The sequence below is a fragment of the Pseudomonas sp. LB-090624 genome, assembly GCF_003205205.1.
Classification (GTDB): Bacteria; Pseudomonadota; Gammaproteobacteria; order Pseudomonadales; family Pseudomonadaceae; genus Aquipseudomonas.
Map to the genome: position 1 here is coordinate 360,490 of NZ_QJRL01000001.1, position 25,976 is coordinate 386,465.

Annotated in this window: 23 protein-coding genes; 11 read left to right on the plus strand and 12 right to left on the minus strand. The window is 64.1% G+C overall.

Annotated features, from left to right (window positions below):
• Window positions 1–2 precede the first annotated feature (2 nt).
• From pdeM to DMX11_RS01730, 7 genes are all read right to left on the minus strand, one after another.
• On the minus strand, window positions 3–653 hold the full coding sequence (pdeM, locus tag DMX11_RS01700) for a ligase-associated DNA damage response endonuclease PdeM (protein WP_110742814.1): 651 nt from the start codon (window positions 651–653) through the stop codon (window positions 3–5).
• A complete protein-coding gene (locus tag DMX11_RS01705; RefSeq protein WP_110742815.1) occupies window positions 650–3,103 on the minus strand; it encodes a ligase-associated DNA damage response DEXH box helicase in 2,454 nt (817 codons plus the stop codon). Before DMX11_RS01705 ends, pdeM begins: the two co-directional genes overlap by 4 nt.
• Before the next feature lie 67 nt (window positions 3,104–3,170).
• Window positions 3,171–4,286, minus strand: a complete 1,116-nt coding sequence (locus tag DMX11_RS01710) for a succinylglutamate desuccinylase/aspartoacylase family protein (RefSeq protein ID WP_110742817.1) — start codon at window positions 4,284–4,286, stop codon at window positions 3,171–3,173.
• Window positions 4,287–4,421: 135 nt separating this feature from the next.
• Window positions 4,422–6,077: an ATP-dependent DNA ligase gene (locus DMX11_RS01715; RefSeq protein ID WP_110742819.1), complete on the minus strand. Its 1,656-nt coding sequence runs from the start codon at window positions 6,075–6,077 to the stop codon at window positions 4,422–4,424.
• A complete protein-coding gene (locus tag DMX11_RS01720; RefSeq protein WP_110742821.1) occupies window positions 6,074–7,090 on the minus strand; it encodes a ligase-associated DNA damage response exonuclease in 1,017 nt (338 codons plus the stop codon). The genes DMX11_RS01715 and DMX11_RS01720 overlap by 4 nt, the downstream gene beginning before the upstream one ends.
• Before the next feature lie 136 nt (window positions 7,091–7,226).
• Window positions 7,227–9,668 (minus strand): penicillin acylase family protein, encoded by a 2,442-nt coding sequence (locus DMX11_RS01725; RefSeq protein ID WP_110742823.1) that lies wholly within the window; start codon window positions 9,666–9,668, stop codon window positions 7,227–7,229.
• Between the two features lie 104 nt (window positions 9,669–9,772).
• A complete protein-coding gene (locus DMX11_RS01730) occupies window positions 9,773–11,113 on the minus strand; it encodes a PLP-dependent aminotransferase family protein (protein ID WP_110742825.1) in 1,341 nt (446 codons plus the stop codon).
• Window positions 11,114–11,293: 180 nt separating this feature from the next.
• Between DMX11_RS01730 and DMX11_RS01735 the strand changes: the two genes are divergently transcribed.
• From DMX11_RS01735 to DMX11_RS01750, 4 genes are read left to right on the plus strand one after another with little or no spacing between them, the layout of a single operon-like run.
• On the plus strand, window positions 11,294–11,998 hold the full coding sequence (locus DMX11_RS01735; RefSeq protein WP_110742826.1) for a serine O-acetyltransferase: 705 nt from the start codon (window positions 11,294–11,296) through the stop codon (window positions 11,996–11,998).
• Complete coding sequence (locus tag DMX11_RS01740; protein ID WP_110742827.1) at window positions 11,995–12,783, plus strand: alanyl-tRNA editing protein; 789 nt, start codon at window positions 11,995–11,997, stop codon at window positions 12,781–12,783. Before DMX11_RS01735 ends, DMX11_RS01740 begins: the two co-directional genes overlap by 4 nt.
• A complete protein-coding gene (locus DMX11_RS01745; RefSeq protein ID WP_110742828.1) occupies window positions 12,780–13,991 on the plus strand; it encodes an MFS transporter in 1,212 nt (403 codons plus the stop codon). The genes DMX11_RS01740 and DMX11_RS01745 overlap by 4 nt, the downstream gene beginning before the upstream one ends.
• Entirely contained in the window at window positions 13,988–14,890 is a 903-nt protein-coding gene (locus tag DMX11_RS01750) for a pyridoxal-phosphate dependent enzyme (protein ID WP_110742829.1), read from the plus strand. Before DMX11_RS01745 ends, DMX11_RS01750 begins: the two co-directional genes overlap by 4 nt.
• Before the next feature lie 174 nt (window positions 14,891–15,064).
• Here the strand turns inward: DMX11_RS01750 and DMX11_RS01755 are convergent, their stop codons facing one another.
• Genes DMX11_RS01755 through DMX11_RS01770 form a run of 4 tightly spaced genes read right to left on the minus strand, consistent with a single transcriptional unit; the run spans window position 15,065 to window position 16,722 of the window.
• On the minus strand, window positions 15,065–15,262 hold the full coding sequence (locus DMX11_RS01755; RefSeq protein ID WP_009684590.1) for an SEC-C metal-binding domain-containing protein: 198 nt from the start codon (window positions 15,260–15,262) through the stop codon (window positions 15,065–15,067).
• Window positions 15,263–15,269: 7 nt separating this feature from the next.
• Window positions 15,270–15,746 carry an LEA type 2 family protein gene (locus DMX11_RS01760; protein WP_110742906.1) on the minus strand — a complete coding sequence of 159 codons (477 nt, stop codon included), beginning with the start codon at window positions 15,744–15,746 and terminating at the stop codon, window positions 15,270–15,272.
• Between the two features lie 2 nt (window positions 15,747–15,748).
• The gene (locus DMX11_RS01765; protein ID WP_110742831.1) at window positions 15,749–16,225 is read right to left on the minus strand and encodes a YchJ family protein; all 477 of its coding nucleotides are present in this window, start codon (window positions 16,223–16,225) and stop codon (window positions 15,749–15,751) included.
• 2 nt (window positions 16,226–16,227) lie between these two features.
• On the minus strand, window positions 16,228–16,722 hold the full coding sequence (locus tag DMX11_RS01770) for a DUF6231 family protein (protein ID WP_110742833.1): 495 nt from the start codon (window positions 16,720–16,722) through the stop codon (window positions 16,228–16,230).
• Between the two features lie 158 nt (window positions 16,723–16,880).
• Here DMX11_RS01770 and DMX11_RS01775 point away from each other — a divergent pair, with 158 nt between their 5' ends.
• The 4 genes from DMX11_RS01775 (at window position 16,881) to DMX11_RS01790 (ending at window position 19,508) form a co-directional block, all read left to right on the plus strand.
• Window positions 16,881–17,576 (plus strand): OmpA family protein, encoded by a 696-nt coding sequence (locus DMX11_RS01775; RefSeq protein ID WP_110742834.1) that lies wholly within the window; start codon window positions 16,881–16,883, stop codon window positions 17,574–17,576.
• A gap of 89 nt (window positions 17,577–17,665) precedes the next feature.
• Window positions 17,666–18,385, plus strand: a complete 720-nt coding sequence (locus DMX11_RS01780; protein ID WP_110742835.1) for an OmpA family protein — start codon at window positions 17,666–17,668, stop codon at window positions 18,383–18,385.
• Between the two features lie 96 nt (window positions 18,386–18,481).
• Window positions 18,482–18,757, plus strand: coding sequence for a DUF1145 domain-containing protein (locus DMX11_RS01785; protein ID WP_110742837.1), 276 nt, complete (start codon window positions 18,482–18,484; stop codon window positions 18,755–18,757).
• The gene (locus DMX11_RS01790) at window positions 18,750–19,508 is read left to right on the plus strand and encodes a collagen-like protein (protein WP_110742839.1); all 759 of its coding nucleotides are present in this window, start codon (window positions 18,750–18,752) and stop codon (window positions 19,506–19,508) included. The genes DMX11_RS01785 and DMX11_RS01790 overlap by 8 nt, the downstream gene beginning before the upstream one ends.
• 28 nt (window positions 19,509–19,536) lie before the next feature.
• Here the strand turns inward: DMX11_RS01790 and DMX11_RS01795 are convergent, their stop codons facing one another.
• Window positions 19,537–20,001 carry a CopD family protein gene (locus DMX11_RS01795; RefSeq protein WP_110742840.1) on the minus strand — a complete coding sequence of 155 codons (465 nt, stop codon included), beginning with the start codon at window positions 19,999–20,001 and terminating at the stop codon, window positions 19,537–19,539.
• Between the two features lie 98 nt (window positions 20,002–20,099).
• Here DMX11_RS01795 and dinG point away from each other — a divergent pair, with 98 nt between their 5' ends.
• The 3 genes from dinG to DMX11_RS01810 all read left to right on the plus strand — a co-directional run bounded on the left by dinG (window position 20,100) and on the right by DMX11_RS01810 (window position 25,900).
• Window positions 20,100–22,244 (plus strand): ATP-dependent DNA helicase DinG, encoded by a 2,145-nt coding sequence (gene dinG / locus DMX11_RS01800; protein ID WP_110742842.1) that lies wholly within the window; start codon window positions 20,100–20,102, stop codon window positions 22,242–22,244.
• Window positions 22,245–22,324: 80 nt separating this feature from the next.
• Window positions 22,325–24,559: a beta-galactosidase gene (locus tag DMX11_RS01805; protein ID WP_110742844.1), complete on the plus strand. Its 2,235-nt coding sequence runs from the start codon at window positions 22,325–22,327 to the stop codon at window positions 24,557–24,559.
• A gap of 195 nt (window positions 24,560–24,754) precedes the next feature.
• Window positions 24,755–25,900 (plus strand): serine hydrolase domain-containing protein, encoded by a 1,146-nt coding sequence (locus DMX11_RS01810; protein WP_110742846.1) that lies wholly within the window; start codon window positions 24,755–24,757, stop codon window positions 25,898–25,900.
• The last annotated feature ends 76 nt before the right edge of the window (window positions 25,901–25,976 follow it).

Below are 25,976 nucleotides of genomic sequence, written 5' to 3' on the forward strand. Positions count from 1 at the left end.
CGCTACAGCGGCCAGACGCGGCCGGCGCCGGCCAGGTAAACCTGGCTGGTGCCGGCAGGAGTGACCTCCCAGCCACCTGTGAATTCACCGAATGCCGGTAGCAGGCTGACCTGCGCATCGATCAGGAAGCACGGCAAGCGCAGGCGTTGACGGGCCTTGCCGCGCAAGACGAAGACCGGGTGCACGTGGCCTGCCAGTACCGGGTGTGTCGGGTGGGCCTTGGGTTCATGTTGCAGCGCAAAGGGGCCCAGAATCCACGGCTCGTCCTGCACCTCGATATTCAGCGAAGCAGGAGGATCGCCGGCGTTGCGATCATGATTGCCGCGAATTAGCACGATTTTCAGGTCCTGATGCCGTTCTCGCCAGGCATGCAGGCGCGCTAGCGTTGCGGGTGCCCGGGCTGTGCGCGCATGCAGAAAGTCGCCTAGCACGATCAGTGATTCGCAGTCATAGGCCTCCAGCAAGGCGTCCAGGCGGGCGAAATTCGCCTCCGTGGTGCCGCGTGGCACAGGTTGATGCAACGCGCGATAGCTGGCGGCCTTGCCGATATGCACATCGGCAACCAACAGGGCGCGCTGTGCTGGCCAGTAAATGGACTTGTCCGGGAGCAGCCATAGAAGCTGGCCGCAGTGCTCGATGGCCTGATGGTTCATTGTCCCGCGCCTGCCGCGTGCTCCAGCTCCGCAACCATCCGCGCAATCCGGTCCGCCAGTTTTTCGGTACTCAAAGTTTCGCGCATTCCCTCCACCAACAAGGCGAACGCCAGCGGCCCTGGCCGCTTCAGTGCCTGCAGGTCCAACCGCAACCCATTCATTTTCAGCAACTGCCGGTGCAACCGTTCAATCTCCAGTTCTTCACTCAATACCTCATCCCGGGCCTGGCCAAGCAGCAGGTTACCCGCATCATGTTTGCGAAACACTTCGTAGAACAACCCGCTGGACGCCTGGATCTGCCGGGTGCTTTTTTGCGCGGCCGGGTATCCGCCAAACACCAGCCCAGCAATCTGGGCAATTTCGCGAAAGCGCCGTAGCGCCATCTCCCCCGCATTCAGGCTGGCCAGCACATCCTCCAGCAGCTGCTCGGTGCTCAGTGCCTGGGGCAGATGCGTAGCCCAGTCCACATTCCCCGGGCTGAGCAGTTCGAACCCATAGTCATTGACAGCGATCGAAACCGACAGTGGCTGGGTGCGGCTGACCCGCCAGGCAATCAGGTTGGCCAGGCCCAGGTTGGCCATGCGCCCGGCGAACGGATACAGGAACAAGTGCCAGCCCTGGCGGGACTTGAAGGTTTCGGCCAACAGCGTCCCGGTTGTGGGCAGCGCTGACCATTGCGCCTGCAGTGCCAGCAATGGGCGCACTGCGCGCATCTCCGGGCCGTCGAAGCGTTCATGGGCAGCCGCGTCGAGCTGTTCGACCAGCGCATCGGCCAGTTCGCTCGAGAGCGGCATGCGCCCACCGTTCCAACGGGCTACCGCAGCCTTGCGCGCGGTGCTGCGACGCACATAGGCGGTCATGTTCTCAACGCGTACCAGTTCCAGTACCCGCCCGGCAAACACCAGCGTATCGCCGGGCCGCAGGCGGGCGATGAACGCTTCTTCGACACTGCCCAAGGTCTTGCCGCCACCGCCCTTGCTCCAGAATTTCAGTTGCAGGTTGGCATCGCTGACGATGGTACCGATGCCCATGCGGTGGCGACGAGCGAGGCGTTCGCTGGCCACTCGATACACCCCGTCGGCATGGCGCTCAACGCGCTGGTAGTCGGGGTAGGCGGTAAGTGAACTGCCGCCGTGGCAGACAAAATCCAGTGCCCACTGCCACTGGCTGTCGCGCAACCCGGCAAAAGCCCACGTGCTGCGCACTTCGGCCAGTAGTTGCTCGGGGTGAAAGCCACTGCCCAGCGCCATGCTGACCACGTGCTGCACCAGCACGTCCATGCACAGGCGCGGTGAGAAGCGGGCTTCGATGTGCCCGGCGGCCAGGGCCTGCCGGGCCGCCGCCGCCTCGACCAGTTCCAGGCTGTGGGTAGGCACCAGCGTGACCCGCGAGCGCCGCCCAGGCGCGTGCCCCGAGCGCCCCGCCCGTTGCATCAGCCGCGCAATGCCTTTGGCTGAGCCGATCTGCAGCACCCGCTCCACTGGCAGGAAGTCCACGCCCAGGTCCAGGCTGGAGGTGCAGACCACTGCTTTCAGGTTGCCTTGCTTGAGGCTGCGCTCGACCCAATCGCGAGTATCGCGGGCCAGCGAGGCATGGTGCAGGGCAATCAGGCCGGCCCAGTCCGGGCGGGCTTCAAGCAGGGCCTGGTACCACAGCTCGGCCTGGGCTCGGGTATTGGTAAATACCAGGCAACTGGTACTGGCATCGATTTCCTGGCTGACCTGGGCAAGCATCTTCAGCCCCATATGGCCGGCCCAGGGGAAGCGTTCTATCGCCGTCGGCAGTAGGGTGTCGACCTGCAATGCCTTGTCTTGTCGCCCCTGTACCAGCTGGCCGCCTTGCGGCAGCAGCACATCCAGCGCGTGCTGCAGGTTACCGAGGGTGGCCGAGAGGCCCCAGGTCGTCAGCCCAGGTAGCCATTGGCGCAGGTGGGCAAGGGCCAGTTGCAGTTGCACGCCCCGTTTGTTGCCAAGCAGTTCGTGCCATTCGTCCACCACTACCAGGCGCAGCGTGGCGAAGTCCTCACGGGCCTGGGCTCGGGTCAACAGCAAGGTCAGGCTCTCGGGGGTGGTGACCAACACGCTTGGCAGTCGCCGGCTTTGCCGGGCGCGCTCTGCACTCCCGGTGTCACCGCTGCGCACGCCAACGCTCCAGGGCAGCTCCAGCTCCTCCAGCGGCGCCTGCAAAGCGCGTGCGGTGTCTGCGGCCAGTGCGCGCATGGGGGTAACCCATACCACTTGCAACGGCGCCGGCTGGCGACCCTGGGCTGGAGCCTTGAATGCACGTAGCGCACCGAGCCATACCGCGTAGGTCTTGCCGGCGCCGGTACTGGCGTGGAGCAGGCCGGACTCGCCGCGCTCCAGCGCCGCCCATACCCGACGCTGGAATGCGAATGGCTTCCAGCCACGTTTGGCGAACCAGGCATTGGCGAGGTCGGGGGTGGAGGGCATGTGGCGGGTGGTCCTTCGAAGGCTGTGCTTCTACAGACCTCCCGTTGGCGGCAATGGTTTTACCGGATCAATTGCCCAGCAGGTAGCCGCTACGGCACACCTGCTCGCCGGCCACATGGGCGATGACCATACCGGCCGTTGCCATGCGCCGTGCGCTGCGGGCATACAGAAGGCCGGGCTGGCTATTGCGTATGGCGGTGACCCGGTCATTGAGCGGGTCGATGACTTCGGCTATCAAATGGCCGGCTTCCAGGTGTTGGCCGGGTTTGGCGTGATACACCAGCAACCCGCCCAGTGGTGTCGCCACCGGTTCCACTGCTGCCAGCGGTGTAGCCGGGCGGGGTAAGGCGGGCAGGGCCGCGCAAGTGCCCTCGATAACGCCTGCATGGGTGAGGAAGTCGAGGATCGCGCGGCAGTCCTTGCTGGCCAGGTCATGGCTTACGTCCGCTTGGCCACGCAACTCGACGGTTACCGAGCAGCAACCCAGCGGCATCGGGAAGCGCTTGCCAAAGCGTTGCTGCAACTGCCACCAGACCAGGCTGAAGCATTCATCGAACGACTGCCCGCCCGAGTCGGTCGCCAGCAGGCTGGCCTGGGCGCCCAGGTAGCGGGCCAGCGGCTCGATCTGCGGCCAAGCGTCTGGCGTGGTGTACAGGTGCTCGACCGCCTCGAAGTCGCAGTGCAGGTCCAGCACCATGTCGGCGTCACAGGCCAGCCGTTGCAGGATCAGGCGCTGGGCCTGCAGAGGGGTGCGAGCAGGGTGCGCGTCCAACCCCCTGCGCAGGAATTCGCGGATCAGCGCGACGTTGTGTGCCGGGTCCTGGGTCAGGTGCCCTTCGATCTGGTCGCCGATGCTGTCCGACAGGTCGACGAAGTTGCGGTTGAAGTTTTCGCCGCTTTGCAGTTCGAACCGCCCCAGTGGTGCGTCCAGCAACACCTGCTCCAGGCCGACCGGGTTGGCTACCGGTACCAGGATGATCTCGCGCTGCAGGTGACCCTGTTGCTCCAGTTCTGCCAAGTGGCGCTTCAGGTGCCAGGCCACCAGCATGCCCGGCAGCTCGTCGGCGTGCAGCGAGGCCTGGATATACACCTTGCCGCCACCGCGGGGGCCGAAGTGGAAACTGTGCAGTTGACGGGTGATGCCCGGAACGGGCGAGAGCAGGTCGTGGGTTGAATGGTGCATGGTGGTCCTGGCTGCGTGGCGAAAACGGTCTGCGACACGGGTCGGCATTCAGATAGAAGCACAGTTTCCGGCCTTGCGCCTCCATCGGTGTTTACCTGGCTACCGCGCACCAGCCAGCACGGTCCGGACCGGGGGTCAGGCCAGCAGCCCCTGCAGCGTCGCCAGGTCATCCGCTTCATCCACCGGCTTGTCCAGGCGCCAGCGCAGCATGCGCGGAAAGCGTACGGCGATGCCGCTTTTGTGCCGGCGGGACAGGGCGATGCCTTCGAAGCCCAGCTCGAACACCAGCGTGGGCGTCACGCTGCGTACAGGGCCAAAGGTTTCCACCGTGGTCTTGCGAATGATGGCGTCGACCTTGCGCATTTCTTCATCACTGAGCCCGGAATAGGCCTTGGCAAACGGCACCAGTGCCCGCCCCGGCGAGCCGGCTGGCGCGTCCCAGACAGCGAAGGTGTAGTCGCTGTACAGGCTGGCCCGACGGCCGTGCCCGCGCTGGGCATAGATCAGCACGGCATCGATGCTGAACGGGTCGATCTTCCACTTCCACCAGGTGCCCATGTCCTTGGTCCGGCCCACTCCGTAAAGGGCTTCGCGCTGCTTGAGCATCAGGCCCTCGACGCCCAGGCTGCGCGAAAGCTCGCGCTGTCGGGCAAGGTCGGCCCAGTCCTGGCCTTCAAGCAGCGGCGACAGCAGCACCGGTGCAAGCGGGTGTTCATCGACCAGCCGTTGCAGTTGGCTGCGCCGTTCGTGTTGCGCTCGGCTGCGCCAGTCTTCGCCTTGCCACTCCAGCAGGTCGTAGGCCTGCAGCACGACAGGCGCATCGTTCAGCAGCTTCTTGCCCAGCGTTTTGCGCCCGATGCGCTGCTGCAGCAAGGCAAACGGCTGTACGGCCAGTTCATCTCCATTTCCCGGCTTCCAGACCAGAATCTCCCCGTCGAGCACCACGCCGTCCGGTAGCGTCTGCGCCAGGCTGTGCAGTTCGGGGAAACGGTCGGTCACCAGTTCCTCGCCGCGTGACCAGATCCAGATTTGGCCATCGCGCTTGACCACCTGGGCGCGAATACCGTCCCACTTCCACTCGATTTGCCAGGCACTCGGCGGCCCGAGGAAGGCATCGAACTGCTCGACTGGGACTTGCAGCGGATGGGCGAGGAAGAATGGATAGGGCTGGCCACCACGCTGGCTGTGTTCATCGGCGGATTCAGCAGCAATCAGCTTTTGATAGCTGGCGGCCGTAGGGCGATGGCTGATATCGGTGTAGCCGACCAGGCGCTGGGCCACGCGTTTGGCATCCAGCCCGGCCAATTGCGCCAGCGCGCGGGTAACCAGCAACTTGGACACGCCCACGCGAAAACTGCCGGTGATCAGTTTCAGGCAAAGCATCAGGGTGGGGCGTTCGAGTTGCGCCCACAGCGGTGGCAGGCGCTGCCGGACCTGTTCAGGCGGCAGTCCACGCAAGGGCAGCAAGTGTTGTTCAACCCAGGTCGCCAAGCCTTCGTCGCTGCCTTGGGCATGCTGCGGTAGCAGCAGCGAAATGGTCTCTGCCAGGTCGCCGACGGCTTGGTAGCTTTCTTCGAACAGCCAGTCAGGCAAGCCGGCCAAGGCCGTGGCCAGTTCGCGCAGAAGACGCGTGGGCACCAGTTGGCGAGGGCGCCCGCCGGCCAGGAAGTACACGGCCCAGGCAGCATCTTCGGCGGGCGCTGCCGCGAAGTAGTCGCGCAGAGCCTCGAGCTTGGCGTTGCTGGAGGTGGTCGCGTCCAGGCGCAGGTACAGCATGGCGAAGGCTTTCATGGCGAAAGCCCAGTGTCCGGTGCGTCGTCCTCGTTACCATATTCGGTGACGAAGGCACGGGCATCCAGGCCTTGCTCGTTGAGGTAGCGCACCAGCACGTTGACCGAGCCGTGGGTGACCATAACCCGTTCTGCGCCGGTCTGGCCGATGGCCCAGAGCAGGCCTGGCCAGTCGGCATGGTCGGAAAGCACGAAACCGCGGTCTACGCCCCGGCGTCGGCGTGTCCCACGCAACAGCATCCAGCCGCTGGCGAACGCATCGCTGTAGTCACCAAAACGGCGCATCCAGCTGCTGCCTCCGGCTGATGGCGGGGCCAGGACCAATGCCTGGCGCAGCAGTGGGTCGTTGCGTGGGATGTCGCCGGCATAGCGGGTTTCCGGTAGCCGGACACCAGCCTCGCGGTAGACCCGGTTGAGGGGCTCGACGGCACCATGCACCAGTATCGGGCCGATACTGGCGTCCAGCCCGTGCAGAATCCGCTGGGCCTTGCCGAAGGCATAGCAGAACAACACGCTGGCCTTGCCCTGCTCGCTATTGGCCCGCCACCAGGTATTGATGCCGGCGAAGATCTCGGCCTGGCTCGGCCAGCGGTAGATCGGCAGGCCGAAGGTCGATTCGGTGATGAAGGTATGGCACGGCACAGGTTCGAAAGGCGTGCAGGTGCCATCGGGCTCGACTTTGTAGTCGCCTGAGGCGACCCAGACTTCGCCTTGATACTCCAGGCGCACTTGCGCCGAGCCCAGCACATGCCCGGCCGGATGCAGGCTCAGTGTCACGCCATGGTGTAGCAGGCGCTGGCCGTAGGGCAGGGTCTGCAGATCGATGTCCTGGCCCAGGCGGCTGCGCAGGATACCGGCCCCGGGGCTGGCGGTCAGATAATGGCCATTGCCGGTGCGTGCGTGGTCGCCGTGGCCATGAGTGATCACGGCTCGGTCCACGGGCCGCCAGGGGTCGATATAGAAATCCCCAGGCGGGCAGTACAGGCCTTCGGGGCGAGCAATTACGAGGTCCATGGGCGTTTTGCACCGGTTGAGTTACCAGTTAGGAGCCATGGTTGAGACGGGAAGTTCGGACGGGTTGGGGTTGGCAGGCTCCGGGCGCTGCCAATATCCGGCCGGGCGTTTCCCTGCCTCCCCCGTTACATATGCCTTACCGCCCCGGCACCAAGGTCAAACGCTGGTTGCCATACGCCCGCCCGAAATTCTGCTGCTGCAGTGGCAGGCTCATGAAACGCCCTTTGAACCAGGCATCCAGCCCGTCGCCGTGGTGCGCGCTGGCCGGGTTGCCGGACTGGCCGCTGCTGGTCAGCACCTGCAGCGGTTCGGCCTGACTGAAGTCGACGATCATCCGCGCCGAGGCCGGCAGACGGGTATCGAAGTCGCTGCCCCAGGCGTATGGGGTGAGGGCCAGGGTGCTGAAGTCGCCGCCTGCGGCCAGCGGCGAGCGGCTCAGGGCGTCGCCCAGGCCATGGTAGGCCGGTGCCGGCCAGCGATACTGGTGCAGCTGGCCCCACTGCCAGGCCCGGCGGTCGGCCCCCAGTTGCGCGGTGCCGGCGTCCACCGCGCCCGCCAGGCTGCGGGCGAGGATGGTGGGCTTGTCTTCTTTCTGCGCGGTGTTGCGATCATCCCAGAACGGGCTGTCATCACGGCCCAACAGGTGATCGGCCTGTGCCGAGAATGACAGCCGTGCATTGCTGACAAGGGCTTGCCAGGCCGGGCCAGACTCCGGTCCGAGGTCGTCGAGGAAGGTCTGCCGCGCCACTTCCTGAAGGAACAGTTCGTACAACGCGGCATCCGCCGACACCGGGCTCAGGCGGCCATCGAAAGCCTTGAGCCGGGTCAGTGCCTCACGGGCCTTGTCGCGCTGGGCGGGAGGCAGGGCGTCGATCGCCTGCTTCAGTGGCAGGGCCATGCCGGGGGCGTCGAACATCTGCTTGAGTTTGTCAGCCAGCAAGGTCACCTGGTCGTTCTGCAGGGCCATCAGGCTGCGGCTGTCGTGGCGACCGTTGCCTGCCAGCTGGGCCAGGCGTTCGGCGCGCTCAGGGTAGTACCAGGTATTGGACAGCTGCATGCCATAGCCACGCGGCTGACTGCGCTGGTTGGCGTGGCCGATCCAGCCCGCGCTCGGGTCCTGGTCATACGGGTGCAGCATCGGGTCGGCGTAGCCGTCCCAATCGTAGCGCCCGTCCCAACCTGGCGAGGGTAGCAGGCCCTGGCCTTCACGGCGGTTCGGGTAGCGGCCACTGACTTGCCAGCCGATGTGCTCGGGTTCGGCGAATACGAAGTTTAGCGCCGCGGCAGTCACTTCACGGGTGCTGTCGAACGCCCGCTCGACGTTGCTGGCCCGGGTCAGGTTGAACAGCGCATCCAGACTGCGGTCGGCCTTGAACTGCGGCAGGTTCAACGCCAGGCCCAGGCTGGCGTTGTCTGGCTGAGCCAGCAGGGTGCCGTGACGGGTGTCGTACATGACCTCGCGCAGCGGCCGTTGGCCGCGGACGAAGAAGGTTTCGCTACGGGGGCGGGCGGGCAGCCATTTGCCGTCGGCCAGATAGTTCAGCTGGCTGCCCTGGCGACGCAACTGCTCCAGGAACAAGTCCTGGTTGTCGGCCATGACCGCGCTGCTGCTCCAGGCCAGCTTGCCGTTGTAACCGGCCAGCACGATGGGCAGGCCAGGCAGCGACAGCCCGGCAACCTGATATTTGCTGGTATGGATTTGCACCGGGCTCAGGGCCCAGGCCGCGCGGCTGTCGCTGGCCAGTAGGCTTTTGCCGCTGCGGCTGCGCTGCGGGCCCAGGGCCAGGTTGGCGGAGCCTGGGCTGCCGAGCAGGTCGAGATCGGCCAGTTTCTGGCTGGTGGCCGCCAGGGCTGGCAGCCCCGGCAACTGGCTGGCAAGGTTCAGCCCCTTGAGCTTGTCCATTTCGCTGTGCGCCAACGGCTCGTCCGGGGCACCGGGCAGCAGCCAGGCCAGCTTGTCGCTGCCGACCTTCTGCGCCAAGGTCAGGGCGCTGAGCTCTTCCTGCAGGTTGACTGACTGGCTGAACGCGTACAGGCAGAAGATCAGCGCGGAGTCCTCGGGCTTCCAGTATTCCGGGCGATAGCCAGTGCTGGCCAGTTCGGCAGGCAATTTGTCGCGGTAGCGGAACAGGTAGGCGTTGACCCCGCGCGCATACACTTCAAACAAGCGCTTGAGCCGTGGCGACGCGTCGGCATATTGCTGGGCGGCGCTCTGCTTGAGGTTGGCGGCGCGCATCAGGCGGTCGATGTCCAGTGCTTCGCTGCCGGCCAGTTCAGCCAAGCGGCCTTGGGCCAGCAGGCGCATGGCGACCATCTGCTCGATGCGATCGCCGGCATGTACATAGCCCAGGCTGAACAGCGCGTCATGAAAGCTGCTGCTTTCGATCAGCGGCGCGCCCATGGCATTGCGCCGCACCGAAACATTCTGCGCCAGGCCCTTGAGCGGCTGCACACCACTGGTCGGTGGCACGCTGTTCTGGTAGCCGCCCGTCTGGCAGCCGGCCAGCCCGAGCATGCCGAGCAGCGTGGCAGCGGTTGCGAACCGCGGGCGGAAGGGTGGAAAGGCGGGGGCGGCCATGGCAAGGGCTCCTGCAAGGCGAGGCTGGTTTGGAAAGGCGCTAAAGGTAGTTAGCGCGCAGGCGCCATGCAAGGTCCTGGGTCGGTTTATTTGCCGGCGGCGGATCAAACGTCGAAGTGATCGGCCAGGGCGTCCGAAAAATGTGTGCAATTGATACGTGCGTAGCGCCGGTAGTCCCGGGTGACAGCAAATGCAGAACCGGGCATCAGCAGGATCTTGTGCTGTTCCAGTTTGCGCATGAAAGGTTGCAGGTCGGGCAGGTCTGGGTGGTAGACCCACAGGAACATACCCCCTTGCGGGGCAATTTCGAACTGCCAGCCGCGCTCGAGCAACAGGCGTTGGGTTTGCACTTGCTGGCGAATCAGGCGCTGCTGCACGTCCTTCATGTGCCGGGCATAAGTGCCATCCGACAATATGGTGTTGACGAAGCGTTCGCAGAACGCCGGCACGGCGACACAGGTCAGCAGCTTCAGCCGCGTCAGCGGTTCGATCAGGTCTTGCGAGCAGGCAATGAAGCCTACGCGCAGTGAGGCCGACAGGCATTTGGAGAAACTGCCCACGTAAATGACTCGGTCCAGGTTGTCCAGTTCGGCGAAGGTCTGGCGCACGGCCGGGCTGAAGTCGCCATACACATCGTCCTCGACCACGTAGAACTCGTGCTCCACCGCCAGGCGTAGCACGCTGAAGGCAATGTGTGGGCTGATGTTGCTGCCGGTCGGGTTGTGGAAGGTGCTGTTGCAGAAAAACGCCTTGACCTTGTGCGTGGCCAGGTAGCTGCGCATTTCATCCACATCCGGCCCGTCCTGGGTCCGTCGGATGCCGACCACGTGACCACCCGCCAGCTGGATCAGCTTGATCAGGTTGCCGTTGCCCGGCTCATCGACGAATACATGGTCGCCCGGCTTGATCAATAGCCGGGCGACCAGGTCCAGCCCTTGGGTGGCGCCCAGCGTGGTCAGCAGCTGGTTGGGGCGGGCTTCGACGCGGGTCAGCCGTTTCATGTGCACGCACAGCTGCTTGCGCATGGGCAGGTAGCCCTGGATATCGCCATATTCGGCCAGCGAACTTTGTTCCAGCCGCGCGGTGCGCCGTATCGCCTTGGCCAGCAGCTCGGTGTCGCGCCAGGCGGGCGGCAGCCAGCCGCTGCCCAGTTTGGTGTAGTGCTGCCCACCCTGCAGCAGGCGGAACAGCGGGTCGCCGGCCATGCACTCGGGTTCGTGGATCACGCTGGCTTGGCGGCTGCGGTTGGCAACGAAGTAGCCGCGGCCGGGTGACGCCGTCAACACACCCTCGCTGACCAGCTGGGCATAGGCCGACACCACATCGTGGTAACTGAAGTCGACGGCAGCCGTCAGCTTGCGAATCGAGGGCATGCGCTGGCCAGGCAACCATTCACCCGCATCCAGGCGTTGTTTCAACAGGAGATGAAGGTTGCTGGTGATCATGGCAGGTCCGAAACCGTTAGAAAAAAAAGCCTAACAGTTAACGGAAATGCTTGTCGACTGTTCGTTTGCAAGTGGCCAGTACATGCCACTATCCCCTTGTCGGAACTTTCAGCTGCCCGCCTAGGCAGCACATTTAACGTCTGTTCAAACCAGACAACTGGATATCGAGCCCTGCCCCCTATGGACATGCAATCAGCCGTCATTGCCAGGCTTCCTGTGCCTGATGAACTGGAGTCATACAAAGTTGTAAAAAACCTTGTGACCTCTGCGTTATTGGAGTGCTGTTCAATTGAAGAATTCGAAGCGCTGAAAACAACAGCGATTATTGATGACGTGACCGAGCAGGCGCATGCCGACCTGCTGGCATTTGCCATGAAGGACCCGGCCGCCGGCCGTGACCTGATCTTCATTGCCAGAACCTATACCTCTTATTCCGCTGTGTTGCATTACCGGCTTGCCCACTGGGTCTACAGCAACACCGCAGCTGCATACGGCGCCGGCGGCCAATGCCTGGCCGCCATGATCTCACGGCGCGGAAAAATGCTTTCTGGCGCGGAGATCCACTTCCGTAGCCGCATCGGCGCGCGCTTCATCATCGATCACGGCATGGGCACCGTCATCGGTGAGACCTCGACCATTGGTGACGATTGCTACGTGCTCGGCGGCGTCACCCTGGGTGCTCGCGGTATCAGCGACAACCCGTCGAACGCGAGGCATCCGACGCTTGGCAACCGCGTGCAGATCGGCGCTTTCGCCAGTGTACTGGGTGCAATCCATGTCGGTGACGGCGCCTTTATCGGGCCGGGTTGCATTGTGACCAAAGACGTTCCTGCTGCTGCCCGGGTGCAGGTTAAAACATCATTGCAGGTGGTACTTGAATCATGAACGCTCTGAACTATGAAGTTATGCGCAATACCGAAAAACTGTATTACAAGGATCAATACCTGGCGGGTGCCAACACGCAAGTAACCCGGGTGCACAGTGACGGCATCGAGTTGCAAAGTACCGTCGCTTATCCCGAAGGTGGCGGCCAGGAGGCGGACTTCGGCACGATTGAACTCCCCATGGGTACCGTGCGATTTGTCTGGGTTAAAAAACTCTACGGTAGCCCCATCCGCCTGGAAGGTTTCAAGGGCGGAAAGCTGGGCGGCATCATTATTCACAGCTTGCACCCTGACGACCTGCATTTGCTGGATGAGGTCACGGTCGGCATGCCGGCCCGCGTCACCATCGACGTTGAACGGCGCGAACGTCTAACGCTTTCGCACAGTGCCAGCCACTTTCTGTATGCCGCTGCCGTCGGGCTGCGGGAGGAGCTGAAGCAGTGGACCATCGGCTGCCATATCAAGGAGGACACGGCCCGCTTCGACTTTTTGGTCGAGGACGCCTTCACGGCCGAGGACGTGGTCGAGATAGAACGGCGGGCGAATGAACTGATCGGTTGCAACGCGCCCATCGAGCACTACGCGGTCGAGGGGCTGGAGGACGCCCGCTTGTGGACCTACGACGGCATCGAGATCCCGTGCGGTGGCACGCACCTGGATTCACCTCGACGCATCGGGCGGCTGAGCGTTCGGCGCAAGCGTCTGGGCAAAGGCAAGGAACGGCTGATCTGCGTGTTCCCTGATGCCGAAATCGACCTGTCCACCTATCACGAGCATGCACTATGACCAGCACCCTGCCGCGGCGCACTTACCTGTATTTCAGCGCACAGTCGATCAACCTGACCACGGCGGTCATGTCGGTAACCATGGCTGCCATCGTCGGTGCCGCGCTGGCGCCAGATGCCGCGTGGTCTACGGTGCCTTATGGCTTCCAGTTTCTGTGCCTGATGCTGGCAACCTATCCGGTTTCCGGGTTGATGAGCCGCATTGGTCGCAAGAAAGCCTTCATGCTCGGCGCGATTCCCCTGGCGCTGTCAGGCGTCAGCGGCTTTCTGGCGGTGCAGCACCAGCACTTCGCAACCTTGATACTCAGCCATTCTGCGCTGGGTGTGTACATCGCTTTTGCCAACTTCAACCGCTTTGCAGCCACAGACAACCTTGCCCAGGCCCTGAAACCCAAGGCCCTTTCGCTGGTCGTGGCCGGCGGCGTCATCGCTGCCGTGGTGGGGCCGACGCTCACCGAATGGCTGCGCGACATGGGCGGCTATCCGTTGTTTTCGTTGTGTTACGCCGCGTTTGTCGGCCTGGCGCTGCTGTCACTGCTGATCGCCCTGTGCTTGCCCAACGATACCCACACGGCCAATGCGGCCAACAGCGCCGTCAGATCGGCCAGTGCCCGCGCCGAGCCGGCAAGCCCGAGCGTTCTAGTGGCAATGGCCGTCGCTGCGCTGGGCTACGGGATCATGAACCTGCTGATGATCCAGGCCTCGATGCACATGAAGCACATGCACCAGGACTTCACTGACGTGCGTTTGGCGATCCAATGGCATGTGATTGCCATGTTTGCGCCGTCGTTCTTCACCGGTGCAATCATCCAGCGGCTAGGCATCAGGACCACAATCTGCGCAGGCTTGGCCCTGTTGATCGGTTGCTCGGCGTTGAATATCTGGTCGCACAGCTACGCCATGATGACCCTGGCGCTGGTTGCTCTCGGGCTCGGCTGGAACCTGACGTATGTGGGGGGCGGTGCCTTGCTGGCGCAGTCGCTGCAGAATAGCCCGGCAGCGATGCAGATGCAGGGCAAGAACGACCTGGCCATCGCCATTTTCGCCACCATCGGCGCCTTCAGCCCTTCGCTGTTGCTGAGTACGGTCGGCTGGGACGGCACCAATGCCATTTGCATGGTCTTGTGCATCGGCCTGCTCATCGCCACTGCCGGCCTGCTGCAGAACAAGGCCTGCCTGCGTGCTTCAATGGAAGGTGGCCGCAAATGAGCGAGCTGATCAGCGTCAGTGAACGCATCTATACCAAGCTGGAAATGAACAACCCGGGTGGCAGCCACAAATACCGTGCGGCCCGGCGCATCATCGAGCATGCCGTGCGCAATGGCGACATCATCCCTGGGGTGACGACCGTCATCGAGAAGACCGGTGGCAGTTTCGGCTTCGGCCTGCTGGCGGCTTGCCACAAGTATCAGGTTGCGGTCGAACTGGCCGTTGGGCTGAGTTTCAGCCAGACCAAGCGTGACTTGCTGGAGTGCTTCGGTGCCCGGTTGATTGGCAAGGAAATGCTCCTGGCCGGTGCAACACCCAAGGACGTGGTGATGCACCACCTGGAAAACCAGGCCGCGCTGGGCAAGTCATACTTCTACACCGACCAGTTCAACAACCCTGTGGGGGTCGAAGCCCATCGGTATCAGACCGCCAGCGAACTGGCCGTGCAACTGACCAATGCCGGTGCGGGGCGGGACATCCTGTTTGTCGGCTGTGCAGGTACGGGTGCCAGTTTCACCGGCATTACCCTGGGGTTGAAGGATCATGGTTTTGACGTGTCGACGGTGCTGGTTGACCCCAGCGGCTGTGATTCGCGGGCGGGTGTGTTCGCCGATCATCGCTTCGAGGGCATGGCGGTGGGGGTTTGCCCGCCTTTCATGGACTGGTCGCTGGTGGACGAGCGGGCCCAGGTGCAGCACGCCGAAATGCTGGCCGCGCAACGCTGGTTCTACATGCAAAGCGGCATTTTCGTCGGCAACACCGCCGCCGCCTGCCTGGCGGTTGCCCAGCGCATGGCGCAGCATCCGCGCTATGTCGAGACCACCCTGGTGACCATCGCCTATGACGCCGGCCTGTGGTATCAGGACCTGCTGGGGACGAGCCGGCGTAACGCAGCGTAGCTCCATGCAGGTACAGGTGTGCCTGAAGCCTGCACGGTTCATGTGGCAGCGGGCTTGTCCGCGACGGATCCAGCGCGGTAGATGGCACCGGCTGTGCCGGTGATCGCGGCTGCAGCCGCCCCCACAGGTACAGCGCCAGCGCCAGGATGGTTGCCTACCGCGATGGGCGGCTAATCAAGCCCCGTGGCACTTCTTGAATTTTTTCTCGCTGCCGCATGGGCACGGGTCGTTACGGCCAACGTCCTTCAGGGCGTTGCGGACCGGTTCCTGGTGACCGTGGTTGCAGTGCGGGCCGTGGACATGGCCGTGGTCGTGATGATGGTCATGGTCGTGGTTGCAGTCAGGGCCATGAACGTGAGGTTGTTGGGACATTGCAGGGTTACTCCGGGATATGATCGCCGGGGATTATCTCACCACTGCGCGATAAGTGCAGGTCCCGGTGGATGAGCAGCCCGGTGGCCAGTTCGCCCTGCAGTGTGTAGTGCAGCGGTTGCTTGCTTCTGAGCAGCTTGGCCAGCGGCTTGAGGTGTTGCCACAGGTTGGTTCGCGCGGTGATCTTGAAGGTTCGCCCGGCATGCCCGCCGACGCTGCGCCAGAGGCTGGTCTCGTCCTGCACCAGCAACAGGTCGTTGAGCCGTACGGCATATGACAGGCTGCGGATGAACAGGCGGCTGTCGTTGGGGTTGTCGACCTGCAGGTGCAGCACGAACTCCTGCTGCAGCAAACTGGCCTTGACCGTTTCGACCTCGACCAGGCGTACCTCAGGTTCGCGCCAGTCGTCACCGCCCCAGCTCGCACAGCCGGCCAGGCATGCCATCAGCGTAGCGAGTAGCAGCAGGCGGGCGCGGGCCGTCATGATCAGTTCGCCACGTAACTGGCACAGCATTTCTTGAACTTCTGCCCGCTGGCGCAGGGGCAGGGGTCATTGCGCCCGGCCTTCAGCCCGACCGTGGGGTCGATGAAGTACCAGCGCCCGGCGTGCTGGACGAACGCCGAGCGCTCGCGGTGCTGGTGGTCGCCGTCCAGGTCGTGCCAGCGTGCGGTGAAGGTGACAAAACCGTGCTCCGGCTGGCCTCCCAGTACTTCCGCGCTTTCCACCTCCAGGCCCAGCCAGGTGCTCTGCGCACTCCAGGCAGCCATGGCGACGCGGTCCAGGTCGGCTTGCTGGGCGGGCAGCGTGGTGGCCACCAAGTAGTCGACCAGGCCCAGTACGTAGGCACTGTAGCGTGAACGCATCAGCGCCTGGGCATCCGGCGCCGGGGTGCCGGCATGGTAATGCCCACAGCAGGCGTCGAGCAGGTTGCCACTGCCACACGGGCAGACCGAGACACTCATCATCACCACCAGTACTTGCCGAAGTTTTCAGGGTTGGCCCAGAACCTGGCATTGAGCCAGTCCGGGACCTGCTTGTAGTCATGTAGATCATAGGTGAACAGGCTCAAGACCTGCTGGTCACGCCTGAATTTCTCGCTGGCCGACAAGGCCAGGGCGAAGAAGTCGGTGTCCTGCCACCCACAAGCGGCCAGGTCGGCCAATACGGCAACCCGGCTGGCATTGAGGTTGCGAATGCCACCGAGCAATTCCAGGCCGGTGCGCTTGGGCAGGTGCTCCAGGCAGTCCACCAGCACCGCCAGGTCGAAGCGCTGGGCAGCGAGCTCGGCTGGTAGTGGGCCGGGGGCGGCAGTGGCGATAGTCACGTGAGGGTGCGCCTGGGCGAAGGCATCCAGTGCCGGGAAGCGCGTGCCCACCAGCAGCAGGCGTTGCGGGGTGAAGCGCTCGAGCAGCGCCGCCAGGGCCTGCTGCGGGGTGCGTTGGGAAAAACCGTCGGTCATTGCCTGTCCTCGTTCAAGTCGTCCAAGACTAGCTGGCCGCAGCGTGTGGGCAAAGAGGCATGTGACCGCGTCGTGGCTTATTGCTGGCAGCATTGGAATGCGCGGTCTTTACTCCCAGAGATCGGCCATATGCCGATTCCCCTAGGAGAAGCAATCAAATGAGCATAGTACGCACAGCGTTACCCCTGGTACTGCTCACCAGTGTGTTGACTGGTTGTGCAGGTTTGCAAAAAACCGACTGGCCGAAATGTGCTGCCGTCGGGGGTGTCGGCGGCGCCGCCCTGGGCGCTATCGAAAGTTCCAGCTGGGCGGGCTGGGGTGCGTTGCTGGGCGGTGGCCTGGCAGCGGGCTACTGCTGGGCCCATGGCGATGGCGACGAGGATGGCGACGGCGTGCCGGACAGCCGTGACAAGTGCCCTGGCACCCCGCGCGGGGTGCAGGTCGATGCCAATGGCTGCCCGCCCGAGCCGCCAGCCCCAGTGGTCGAGGAAGTGGTGGTGCAGAAGGAAGAGGTCATCGTCATCCGCGATGTGCACTTCGAGTTTGACTCTGCGCGCCTGACCGCCAGCGACAAGGAACGCCTCAATACCATTGCCACGCGCCTGAAACAGGAAGCGCCATCAGCCCGGCTGAGCGTCAGCGGCCATACCGACAGCGTCGGCTCCGACAGCTACAACCAGAAACTGTCCGAGCGCCGTGCCCATTCGGTGACCGATTACCTGGTCGAGAGCGGTGTGCCGCGCAGCAGCTTCATTTCGGTGGTGGGTGCCGGTGAAACCCAGCCAGTGGCAGACAATGCCACGGCCGATGGGCGGGCCATGAACCGTCGTACCGAGATCAAGATCCAGCGGTAAATCGGTATGCGCCCGTGCCTTGAGCAGTGGCACGGGTGCGTCTGCATGCCGGTCAGACGTTGGTGGCCAATGACACAGGAGCATTTAGCATGCGTGTGACGTCAAAGGCGGCATTGCCGCTGCTGGTGGCCGTTAGCCTGCTCGCAGGGTGCGCTACGCACAGCGATGGCAGCGCGCCGCTCAATCAAAGGACCTGGCCCGTCTGCAGCCTGTTGGGCGGCCTTGTCGGTGGCGGCCTGGGCGCTATCGAAAGCTCTACGTGGGCGGCTGGTGGCGGTGCCCTGGGCGCGATCGCCGGCGGGTTGATCTGTTATGCCCAGGACGGTGATGAAGATGGCGACGGTATTTTCGATCGGCGCGACCATTGCCCCGACACCCCTGCCAACACCCCGGTCGACCACATGGGTTGCCCGTTGAAGGAATACCCGGCAGCGCCGCCGGCCACTGCTCCCGAACCCTCGCCTGAAGTGATCATCCTCGATGACAACGGCGCGGTGATGTTCGCCTTCGACTCCGCCGAACTGACGCCGGCGGCCAAGGCGCGTTTGCAGGACCTGGTGGCGAAACTCAATTCACCGACGGTGGCCAAGGTCAGGGTGGTCGGCCACACCGACAGCGTCGGTTCCGACAGCTACAACCAGGCGCTTTCCGAACGCCGCGCCAGCAGCGTGGCCGAGTACCTGATCGGCCAGGGTCTCGAGGCCGGCAAGGTCACCAGCCAGGGCCGCGGCGAAAGTGAACCGGTCACGGACAATGAAACCGAAGAGGGCCGCACACGCAACCGACGGGTGGAGCTGCACCTCAACTAAGCGGTGCTGGCGCCGGTCTTGGCCTTGCAGTTAATGTGGGTCGCACGGCTCGCGCGCGGGCCGTCCCGACATAACGACAATTCATAGGGGCGGGGTATGAAGTTCATCCTGGGCCTGGGCAAGGTCCTGACGGTCGCTTTCTGGGGCGTGGTGTTGTTCAATCAGCTGATGCCACAGCCGTTGCCCTTCAATCTGCTGATCAATGCGTCCGGCATCTTCCTGCTGGGCCTGCACCTGCTTGAGGTACTGTTCTTCAATCGCAGCCTGCGCGGGCGTAGTCACCGCTGGTTCGACCGTTTGCAGATCCTGTTGACGGGTATCTTCCATGTCATGTCCATTCCCCGTGCGCAGGAGGCGCCGCGCAATGCGTAATCTGATATTGCTGGCCATGTTGGCCACCCCCCTGGCCCAGGCCGAAAACCTGGAGGTTGCCGCTAACTCCATGCTGCGCCTGCCCGACAAGTCGGCCAGTGTGCACTTGACCCAGTTGCATGTCGCTGATGCGGCGACCCTGATGCTGCCGGCTACGCTGACAGAGTTGAAGATTGACCAGCTGGAGCTGGGCCGCGATGCGCGAATTGTCGTGGCCCCCGCCGATAGCCCGCTGCTGATCGAGGCGCGCAGCGCGCGGCTGGGCGAGGGCAGCGAGTTCAGCGCCACCGGGGCGGCGGGTAGCTATCAGCGGGCAGCCCGCTCGGGTCGCAGCCTGGACCTGAAGCTGGCGGAAGTGGATGCCGAGCGGCTAGCGATCGATGCCCGCGGCGGCGCAGGGGCACCGGGTTACGTGGGGCTCGATGGTGGCAACGGCCAGGCCGGTGGGTGCACGTGGGGCCAGGCCAGCCGCGGTGCCAATGGCGATGATGGCGGCAACGGGCACGATGGTGCCCCGGGCGGTCGCATTCGCCTGAGCTTGCCACAGGGCTTCCCGCAAGCGCGCATCGTCGTGCGCCTGGATGGCGGCGCCCCGGGTAAGCCCGGGGCAGCAGGCAAAGCCGGCAAAGGTGGCGCGAGCAAGGGTTGCCTGGTGTACAGCACAGATGCCGGCGCCAATGGCCGACCAGGCCAGCCGGGGCAGCCTGGCCTGGCCGGGGCTGCAGGGGAGTTGATCCTGCAGCGGCTCTGAACCGTGTGGGAGGCAGCTCCCACCGTTGTCAAAGCACCAGTCGCGAACTGGCCACCACAACCACGGCCAGGCCCAGCAGCAGGTTGATGCCCACCATCCGCCGAATCCGCCCCAGCGCCGCCGCGCCCGTCGGCCAGTCCTCGGCCAGCACCGCGGCTTTCAACTCCGGCAGCAGCAGCGCCTGAATACGCATGAACAAGGCAAACATGGCGATCCCGCCACCGATCATCACGTGCACATACTTCGGCGCCGTCTCGAAACCGCTGAAGCGCATGTGCAACATCCCGATACCACTGATCGCCAAAATCGCCACTGCCAGCCAGACCCAGACGAAGAAGCGTCGGAAAACTTCCACCCACAAGCGCAGGCGGGCAGGCCCTTCGAGGGCTGCAACCGTTGCCGGGCGTAGCACCAGCCAGGCGAAGAACATGCCGCCGACCCACACCAGGGCGGCCAGGACATGCAGTGTGTAGGGGAGGGCGAAGGCGAGCATCAGGATCTCCATGCGGCACAATGGGCAATAGCGGGGTATGATAGCCGCCCCATGCGAAACACTGAAAATATATCCAGCCCTCCGGGCGCCTGCAGACCATGATCAGCAACGAACTCAAAGCCACCATCCAGGGCGCCTATACGCGTTTTCTCGAAGCCAAGAGCCTCAAGCCGCGCTATGGCCAGCGCCTGATGATCGCCGAAGTGGCCAAGGTACTTGGCGACATCGCCTGCGACGATGACGGCCGCCGTGCCGGCGAACCTGCCGTGGTCGCGGTGGAGGCGGGCACAGGTACCGGCAAGACGGTCGCGTATGCACTGGCTGCGATCCCTGCCGCCAAGGCTGCAGGCAAGCGCCTGGTGATCGCCACTGCAACCGTGGCCTTGCAGGAGCAGATCGTCATCAAGGACTTGCCCGACTTGATGCGCAGCAGCGGCCTCAACTTCAGCTTCGCCCTGGCCAAAGGCCGCGGTCGCTATCTGTGCCTGTCCAAGCTCGACATCCTCTTGCAGGAGGGCCACGCCCAGTCGGCCACCGCCCAGCTGTTCGAGGAAGAAGGCTTCCACATCGAAGTCGACGAGCGCAGCCAGAAACTGTTCAACAGCATGATCGAGAAGCTTGCCGGCAACCGCTGGGACGGTGATCGCGACAGCTGGCCCGAAGCCCTGGAAGACCAGGACTGGGCGCGCCTGACCACCGACCACAGCCAGTGCACGGGCCGCCATTGCCCGAACTTCCAGCAGTGCGTGTTCTACAAGGCTCGCGAAGGCATGGGCAAGGTCGATGTGATCGTGACCAACCACGACATGGTTCTGGCCGACCTGGCCCTGGGCGGCGGGGCGGTATTGCCCGACCCGCGCGACACCATGTATGTGTTCGACGAAGGGCACCACCTGCCAGACAAGGCCATTGGCCATTTCGCTCATTACTCGCGCCTGCGCTCCACCGCCGACTGGCTGGAACAGACTGCCAAGAACCTGACCAAGCTGCTGGCCCAGCATCCACTGCCTGGCGACCTGGGCAAGTACATCGAGCAGGTACCCGAGCTGGCGCGCGAAGTGCGCACCCAGCAGCAGTTCATGTTCACCCTGTGCGAACAGGTGGCCGACTTCCGCCCCAGCGAGGACACCGAAGGCCGCGAGCGCCCACGTTACCGCTTTGAGGGTGGCGTGGTGCCGGAACAGATCCGCGAAGTGGGCATCGAGCTGAAAAAGGGCTTTGCCCGCCTCAACGACCTGTTTACCCGCCTCGCCGACCTGCTGAAAGAAGGTATGGACGGTGAGGTCAACATCGGTATCGCCAGCCACCAGGCCGAGGAGTGGTACCCGCTGTTCGGCAGCCTGGTCACGCGCGCCCAGGGCAACTGGGAACTGTGGACGGCCTTCACCGCCGAAGACCCGGAAGACAGCCCGCCGATGGCGCGCTGGCTAACCTTGGCCGAGAGTGGTGCGCTGTTCGACATCGAGGTCAACGCCAGCCCCATCCTCGCCGCCGAAATGCTTCGCCGCAGCTTGTGGAGTGTGGCCCATGGCGCGCTCGTGACCTCGGCGACATTGACCGCCCTGGGCAAATTCGACCGTTTTCGCATGCGTTCGGGGTTGCCACGCGATGCCGTCACTTGTGTGGTGCCCAGCCCGTTCGTGCATGGCGATGCCGGCCTGTTGCGGGTCCCCGACCTGCAGGCCGACCCGCGCGACGCCACGGCGCACACCGCAGCGATCATCCGCGAGCTGCCGAACATCGTCGAAGGCGCCCGTGGCGCGCTGGTGTTGTTCTCCTCGCGCAAGCAGATGCAGGATGTGTTCGATGGCCTGGACCGTGACTGGCGCAAACTGGTACTGATCCAGGGCAACCTGTCCAAGCAGGAAACCCTGAACAAGCACAAGGCGCGGGTCGACGACGGCCAGCACAGTGTGTTGTTCGGCCTGGCCAGCTTTGCCGAAGGGGTCGACTTGCCAGGAGCGTACTGCGAGCACGTGGTCATCGCCAAGATTCCTTTCTCCGTGCCCGACGACCCGGTCGAGGCGGCATTGTCGGAGTGGATCGAGGCCCGCGGCGGTAACCCGTTCATGGAAATTGCCGTACCCGACGCCTCGCTCAAGCTGATTCAGGCCTGTGGCCGCCTGCTGCGTACCGAACAGGATCGCGGCATTATCACCTTGCTGGACCGGCGTCTGGTCACCCAGCGCTACGGCAAGGCTATCCTCAATGCGCTGCCGCCGTTCCGGCGGGAGATTTCCTGACCGCCGGAGCACTTGCGCCGGCGTGTTGTCCATTACTCAGTCTTGGGGCCATGACGGCCCTGAAGGAGAGCCTCAGCCTTATGGTCCGCCGTACCCTGCCTGCCGTTTTCGCCCTGTTGTTCAGCTCGCCCTTGCTGGCCGGGCAGCAGACGCTGTTCAGCTTCGTGCGCCCGGCCTCGGTGGTCAATGTGGCGACCGAGGATGCCGGCATGCCGCAGTACAACGCGGAGCAAACGGCCGAGGGCGAGGTGTTGCGCCGCGTGGTGTTCAATCCGGCCCAGCGGCCCACCCTGCGCCTGAGCCCCCAAGGCGGGGTATGGGACTGGTCCACCGGGCAGTTCCTGACCTTGCGCTTGCAAAGTGCCATGGACTGGGCGCTGACTGTGGATGTGACGGTGCAAGGTAGTGACGGCCGCACCCTGACCAGCCGTATCGACCTGCCTGCTGGGCCCGCGCAAACCGTGATGGTGCCGCTGACCGCCAACTCGCCGCTGAGCCAGGGCATGCGCGCCGGCCCACCGATGCCGTGGAGCCACGGTGGTCAGCGCCTGCTGCTGAGCAGCAGCGCCGGCGCGGTCGACCTCAAGCAGGTGGCTTCAGTGAGTCTCAGTATTCCCAACCCCCAGGTGGCGCAGAGCCTGCTGATCGAGCGCGTCGGCATCCAGGATGACGACCAGGCATACCAGGCGGCCTATCAAGGGTTGATCGATGCCTATGGCCAGTCCACCCGCGGCAACTGGCCGGAAAAGGTGGCGGCTGACGAGCAGCTCAAGGCCGCGGGTGCACGTGAACAGCAACAGCTCAAGGGCTGGCTGGCAGAGCGCGGCAAGCAGCAACTGGACGCATACGGCGGCCTGGTGGCCGGGCCGGCTTTCGCGGCCAAGGGCTTCTTCCGCACGGAAAAGCGTGACGGCCGCTGGTACCTGGTGACTCCGGAAGGGCACCCATTTTATTCCCTGGGGGTGAACGCCGTAGCGGCAGACGGCGGGCGGACCTACGTCGCCGGGCGTGAAGGTATGTTCAAGGCCCTGCCGGGCGAAGCAGATGCCCTGTCGGCGTTCTACGGCGAAGGCAACAACGACGATGGCAATGCCTCGTCAAAAGGGCGCAATTTCAAGAAGGGTCGCTGGTTCGACTTCTATGCCGCCAACCTGCAGCGCACCCACGGCAAACCTTGCCCTCCCGCCGCCGAAGGGCAGCCGGCCAGTTGCCCACCGCTGGTGCTGGACGCGGCCCGCTGGCAGGCCCATGCACTCGACCGGCTGCAGGCCTGGGGCTTCAACACTATCGGCAACTGGAGCGAGCCTGCCTTGGGTCAGGCCCGGCGCATGCCATATACCCTGCCGCTGTCGATCGTCGGCGATTACGCCAGCATCAGCACCGGCATGGACTGGTGGGGCAGCATGCCCGACCCGTTCGACCCACGTTTTGCCATGGCCACCGAGCGCGCCGTGGCGATTGCTGCCCGTGATCACCGTGACGACCCGTGGCTGATCGGCTACTTCGCCGACAACGAGCTGGCCTGGGCTGCGCCTGGCAGCGACCCCAAGGCACGCTATGGCTTGGCCTACGGTACCTTGCGGCTGACCACCGACGTGCCGGCCAAGCGCGCCTTCCTCAAGCAGTTGCGTGACAAGTACCGTAACCAGGAAGGTTTGTCCAAGGCCTGGGGCATCGAACTGACGGCTTGGGAACTGATGGAAGACCCGGGCTTCGAGGCGCCAATGCCCAACCCTGAGCACCCCGAAATCGAGCGCGATTATCAGCACTTCCAGCAGGTCTTTGCCGAAACCTACTTCAAGACCATTGCCGATGCGTTGAATTGGCATGCACCCAACCACCTGCTGCTGGGTGGCCGCTATGCCGTCAGCACGCCCGAAGCGGTCAAGGCCTGTGCCGAGTTCTGTGATGTGCTCAGTTTCAACTTCTATACCCTCAAGCCACAGGACGGCTACGACTTTGCCCGCCTGGCCGAGCTGGACAAACCCGTGCTGGTGTCGGAGTTCCAGTTCGGCTCGCGCGACCGCGGACCGTTCTGGCCGGGCCCGCTGGAGCTGGTTCGGGAGGAAGACCGTGGCCCGGCGTACGGTAACTTCCTCAAAGCGGCCCTGGCGCAGCCGATGATCGTCGGCGCGCATTGGTTCCAGTACCTCGACCAGCCGGCCAGCGGCCGGTTGCTCGACGGTGAGAACGGCCATCTGGGGCTGGTAGCGATCACCGACATGCCGTATCCGGGTTTTGTCGATGCTGTGCGCAAGAGCAACGTGCAGGCCATGGCTCAGTTGCGTACCGAACTGGAAAAACCGGCTCCCTGACTGATGCACAAGTTCCGTGGGGCGCGGGCGCTTTTGCTCCCCACAGAAATTGCTCAGGGTTGTGGGGTTCTGGCAAACAGCACGTCCAGCTTGGGTACCTTTCATCGCGACCACCCAGCCCAAGGCAGTTTGCAAAACGCCAAACTACTGAAACAATGCACACCTTTTTGAATATGGTCGTACGGAGAGCAGCGGGTGCAGATCCAGGGTCACTATGAGCTGAAGTTCGAAGCCGTGCGCGAGGCCTTTGCCGCGTTGTTCGATGATCCCCAGGAGCGTGGTGCCGCGCTGTGCATCCAGGTGGGTGGCGAAACCGTCGTCGACCTTTGGGCCGGCAGCGCCGACAAGGACGGCCAGCAGGCCTGGCACAGCGACACCATCGCCAACCTGTTCTCCTGCACCAAGACCTTCACTGCCGTTACTGCCCTGCAGTTGGTCGGCGAAGGCAAGCTGGCCCTCGATGCTCCGGTGGCCAACTATTGGCCCGAGTTTGCCCAGGCCGGTAAGCAGTCGGTGACCCTGCGCCAGTTGCTCAGCCACCGTGCCGGTTTGCCGGCCATCCGTGAGTTGCTGCCGGCCGAGGCCCTGTATGACTGGCAGACCATGGTCGATGCCTTGGCGGCCGAGACCCCATGGTGGACGCCAGGCACGGAGCACGGCTATGCCGCCATCACTTACGGCTGGCTGATCGGCGAGCTGATCCGGCGTGCCGATGGTCGTGGTCCAGGTGACTCGATCGTGGCCCGTACCGCTCGGCCGCTGGGGCTGGATTTTCATGTTGGCTTGGCCGATGAGGAATTCGACCGCGTGGCGCATATCGCCCGTGGCAAGGGCAACCCCGGGGACGCGGCGGCGCAGCGCTTGCTGCAAGTGACCATGCGTGAGCCCGAAGCCCTGTCGACCCGTGCCTTTACCAACCCGCCGGCGATCCTGACCAGTACCAACAAGCCGGAATGGCGGCGCATGCAGCAGCCAGCGGCCAACGGCCATGGCAACGCGCGCAGCCTGGCGGGTTTCTATGCCGGTTTGCTGGACGGCAGCTTGCTTGAATCCGAACTGCTCGACGAGTTGACCCGCGAGCACAGCCTCGGCCAGGACCGCACCTTGCTCACCCAGACCCGTTTCGGCCTGGGCTGCATGCTCGACCAGCCTGACGTGGCCAACGCTACCTTTGGTCTCGGCGCCCGTGCTTTCGGCCACCCAGGTGCCGGAGGTTCTGTCGGTTTTGCCGACCCGGAGCACGATGTGGCATTCGGTTTCGTGGTCAATACCCTCGGCCCATATGTACTCATGGACCCTCGCGCGCAGAAGCTGGTACGCGTGCTCGCCAGTTGCCTTTGATCGGGTAATGCGGGTATTGGCCCACCCCTTTGACTATCCTCAATGCCAACGCCTGAAGTGCCTAGGCAAAATATCT

Coding starts and splice junctions, on each gene's coding strand:
- pdeM (WP_110742814.1), bottom strand. CDS start 653: ATGAACCATCAGGCCATCGAGCACTGCGGCCAGCTTCTATGGCTGCTC.
- DMX11_RS01705 (WP_110742815.1), bottom strand. CDS start 3,103: ATGCCCTCCACCCCCGACCTCGCCAATGCCTGGTTCGCCAAACGTGGC.
- DMX11_RS01710 (WP_110742817.1), bottom strand. CDS start 4,286: ATGCACCATTCAACCCACGACCTGCTCTCGCCCGTTCCGGGCATCACC.
- DMX11_RS01715 (WP_110742819.1), bottom strand. CDS start 6,077: ATGAAAGCCTTCGCCATGCTGTACCTGCGCCTGGACGCGACCACCTCC.
- DMX11_RS01720 (WP_110742821.1), bottom strand. CDS start 7,090: ATGGACCTCGTAATTGCTCGCCCCGAAGGCCTGTACTGCCCGCCTGGG.
- DMX11_RS01725 (WP_110742823.1), bottom strand. CDS start 9,668: ATGGCCGCCCCCGCCTTTCCACCCTTCCGCCCGCGGTTCGCAACCGCT.
- DMX11_RS01730 (WP_110742825.1), bottom strand. CDS start 11,113: ATGATCACCAGCAACCTTCATCTCCTGTTGAAACAACGCCTGGATGCG.
- DMX11_RS01735 (WP_110742826.1), top strand. CDS start 11,294: ATGGACATGCAATCAGCCGTCATTGCCAGGCTTCCTGTGCCTGATGAA.
- DMX11_RS01740 (WP_110742827.1), top strand. CDS start 11,995: ATGAACGCTCTGAACTATGAAGTTATGCGCAATACCGAAAAACTGTAT.
- DMX11_RS01745 (WP_110742828.1), top strand. CDS start 12,780: ATGACCAGCACCCTGCCGCGGCGCACTTACCTGTATTTCAGCGCACAG.
- DMX11_RS01750 (WP_110742829.1), top strand. CDS start 13,988: ATGAGCGAGCTGATCAGCGTCAGTGAACGCATCTATACCAAGCTGGAA.
- DMX11_RS01755 (WP_009684590.1), bottom strand. CDS start 15,262: ATGTCCCAACAACCTCACGTTCATGGCCCTGACTGCAACCACGACCAT.
- DMX11_RS01760 (WP_110742906.1), bottom strand. CDS start 15,746: ATGACGGCCCGCGCCCGCCTGCTGCTACTCGCTACGCTGATGGCATGC.
- DMX11_RS01765 (WP_110742831.1), bottom strand. CDS start 16,225: ATGAGTGTCTCGGTCTGCCCGTGTGGCAGTGGCAACCTGCTCGACGCC.
- DMX11_RS01770 (WP_110742833.1), bottom strand. CDS start 16,722: ATGACCGACGGTTTTTCCCAACGCACCCCGCAGCAGGCCCTGGCGGCG.
- DMX11_RS01775 (WP_110742834.1), top strand. CDS start 16,881: ATGAGCATAGTACGCACAGCGTTACCCCTGGTACTGCTCACCAGTGTG.
- DMX11_RS01780 (WP_110742835.1), top strand. CDS start 17,666: ATGCGTGTGACGTCAAAGGCGGCATTGCCGCTGCTGGTGGCCGTTAGC.
- DMX11_RS01785 (WP_110742837.1), top strand. CDS start 18,482: ATGAAGTTCATCCTGGGCCTGGGCAAGGTCCTGACGGTCGCTTTCTGG.
- DMX11_RS01790 (WP_110742839.1), top strand. CDS start 18,750: ATGCGTAATCTGATATTGCTGGCCATGTTGGCCACCCCCCTGGCCCAG.
- DMX11_RS01795 (WP_110742840.1), bottom strand. CDS start 20,001: ATGCTCGCCTTCGCCCTCCCCTACACACTGCATGTCCTGGCCGCCCTG.
- dinG (WP_110742842.1), top strand. CDS start 20,100: ATGATCAGCAACGAACTCAAAGCCACCATCCAGGGCGCCTATACGCGT.
- DMX11_RS01805 (WP_110742844.1), top strand. CDS start 22,325: ATGGTCCGCCGTACCCTGCCTGCCGTTTTCGCCCTGTTGTTCAGCTCG.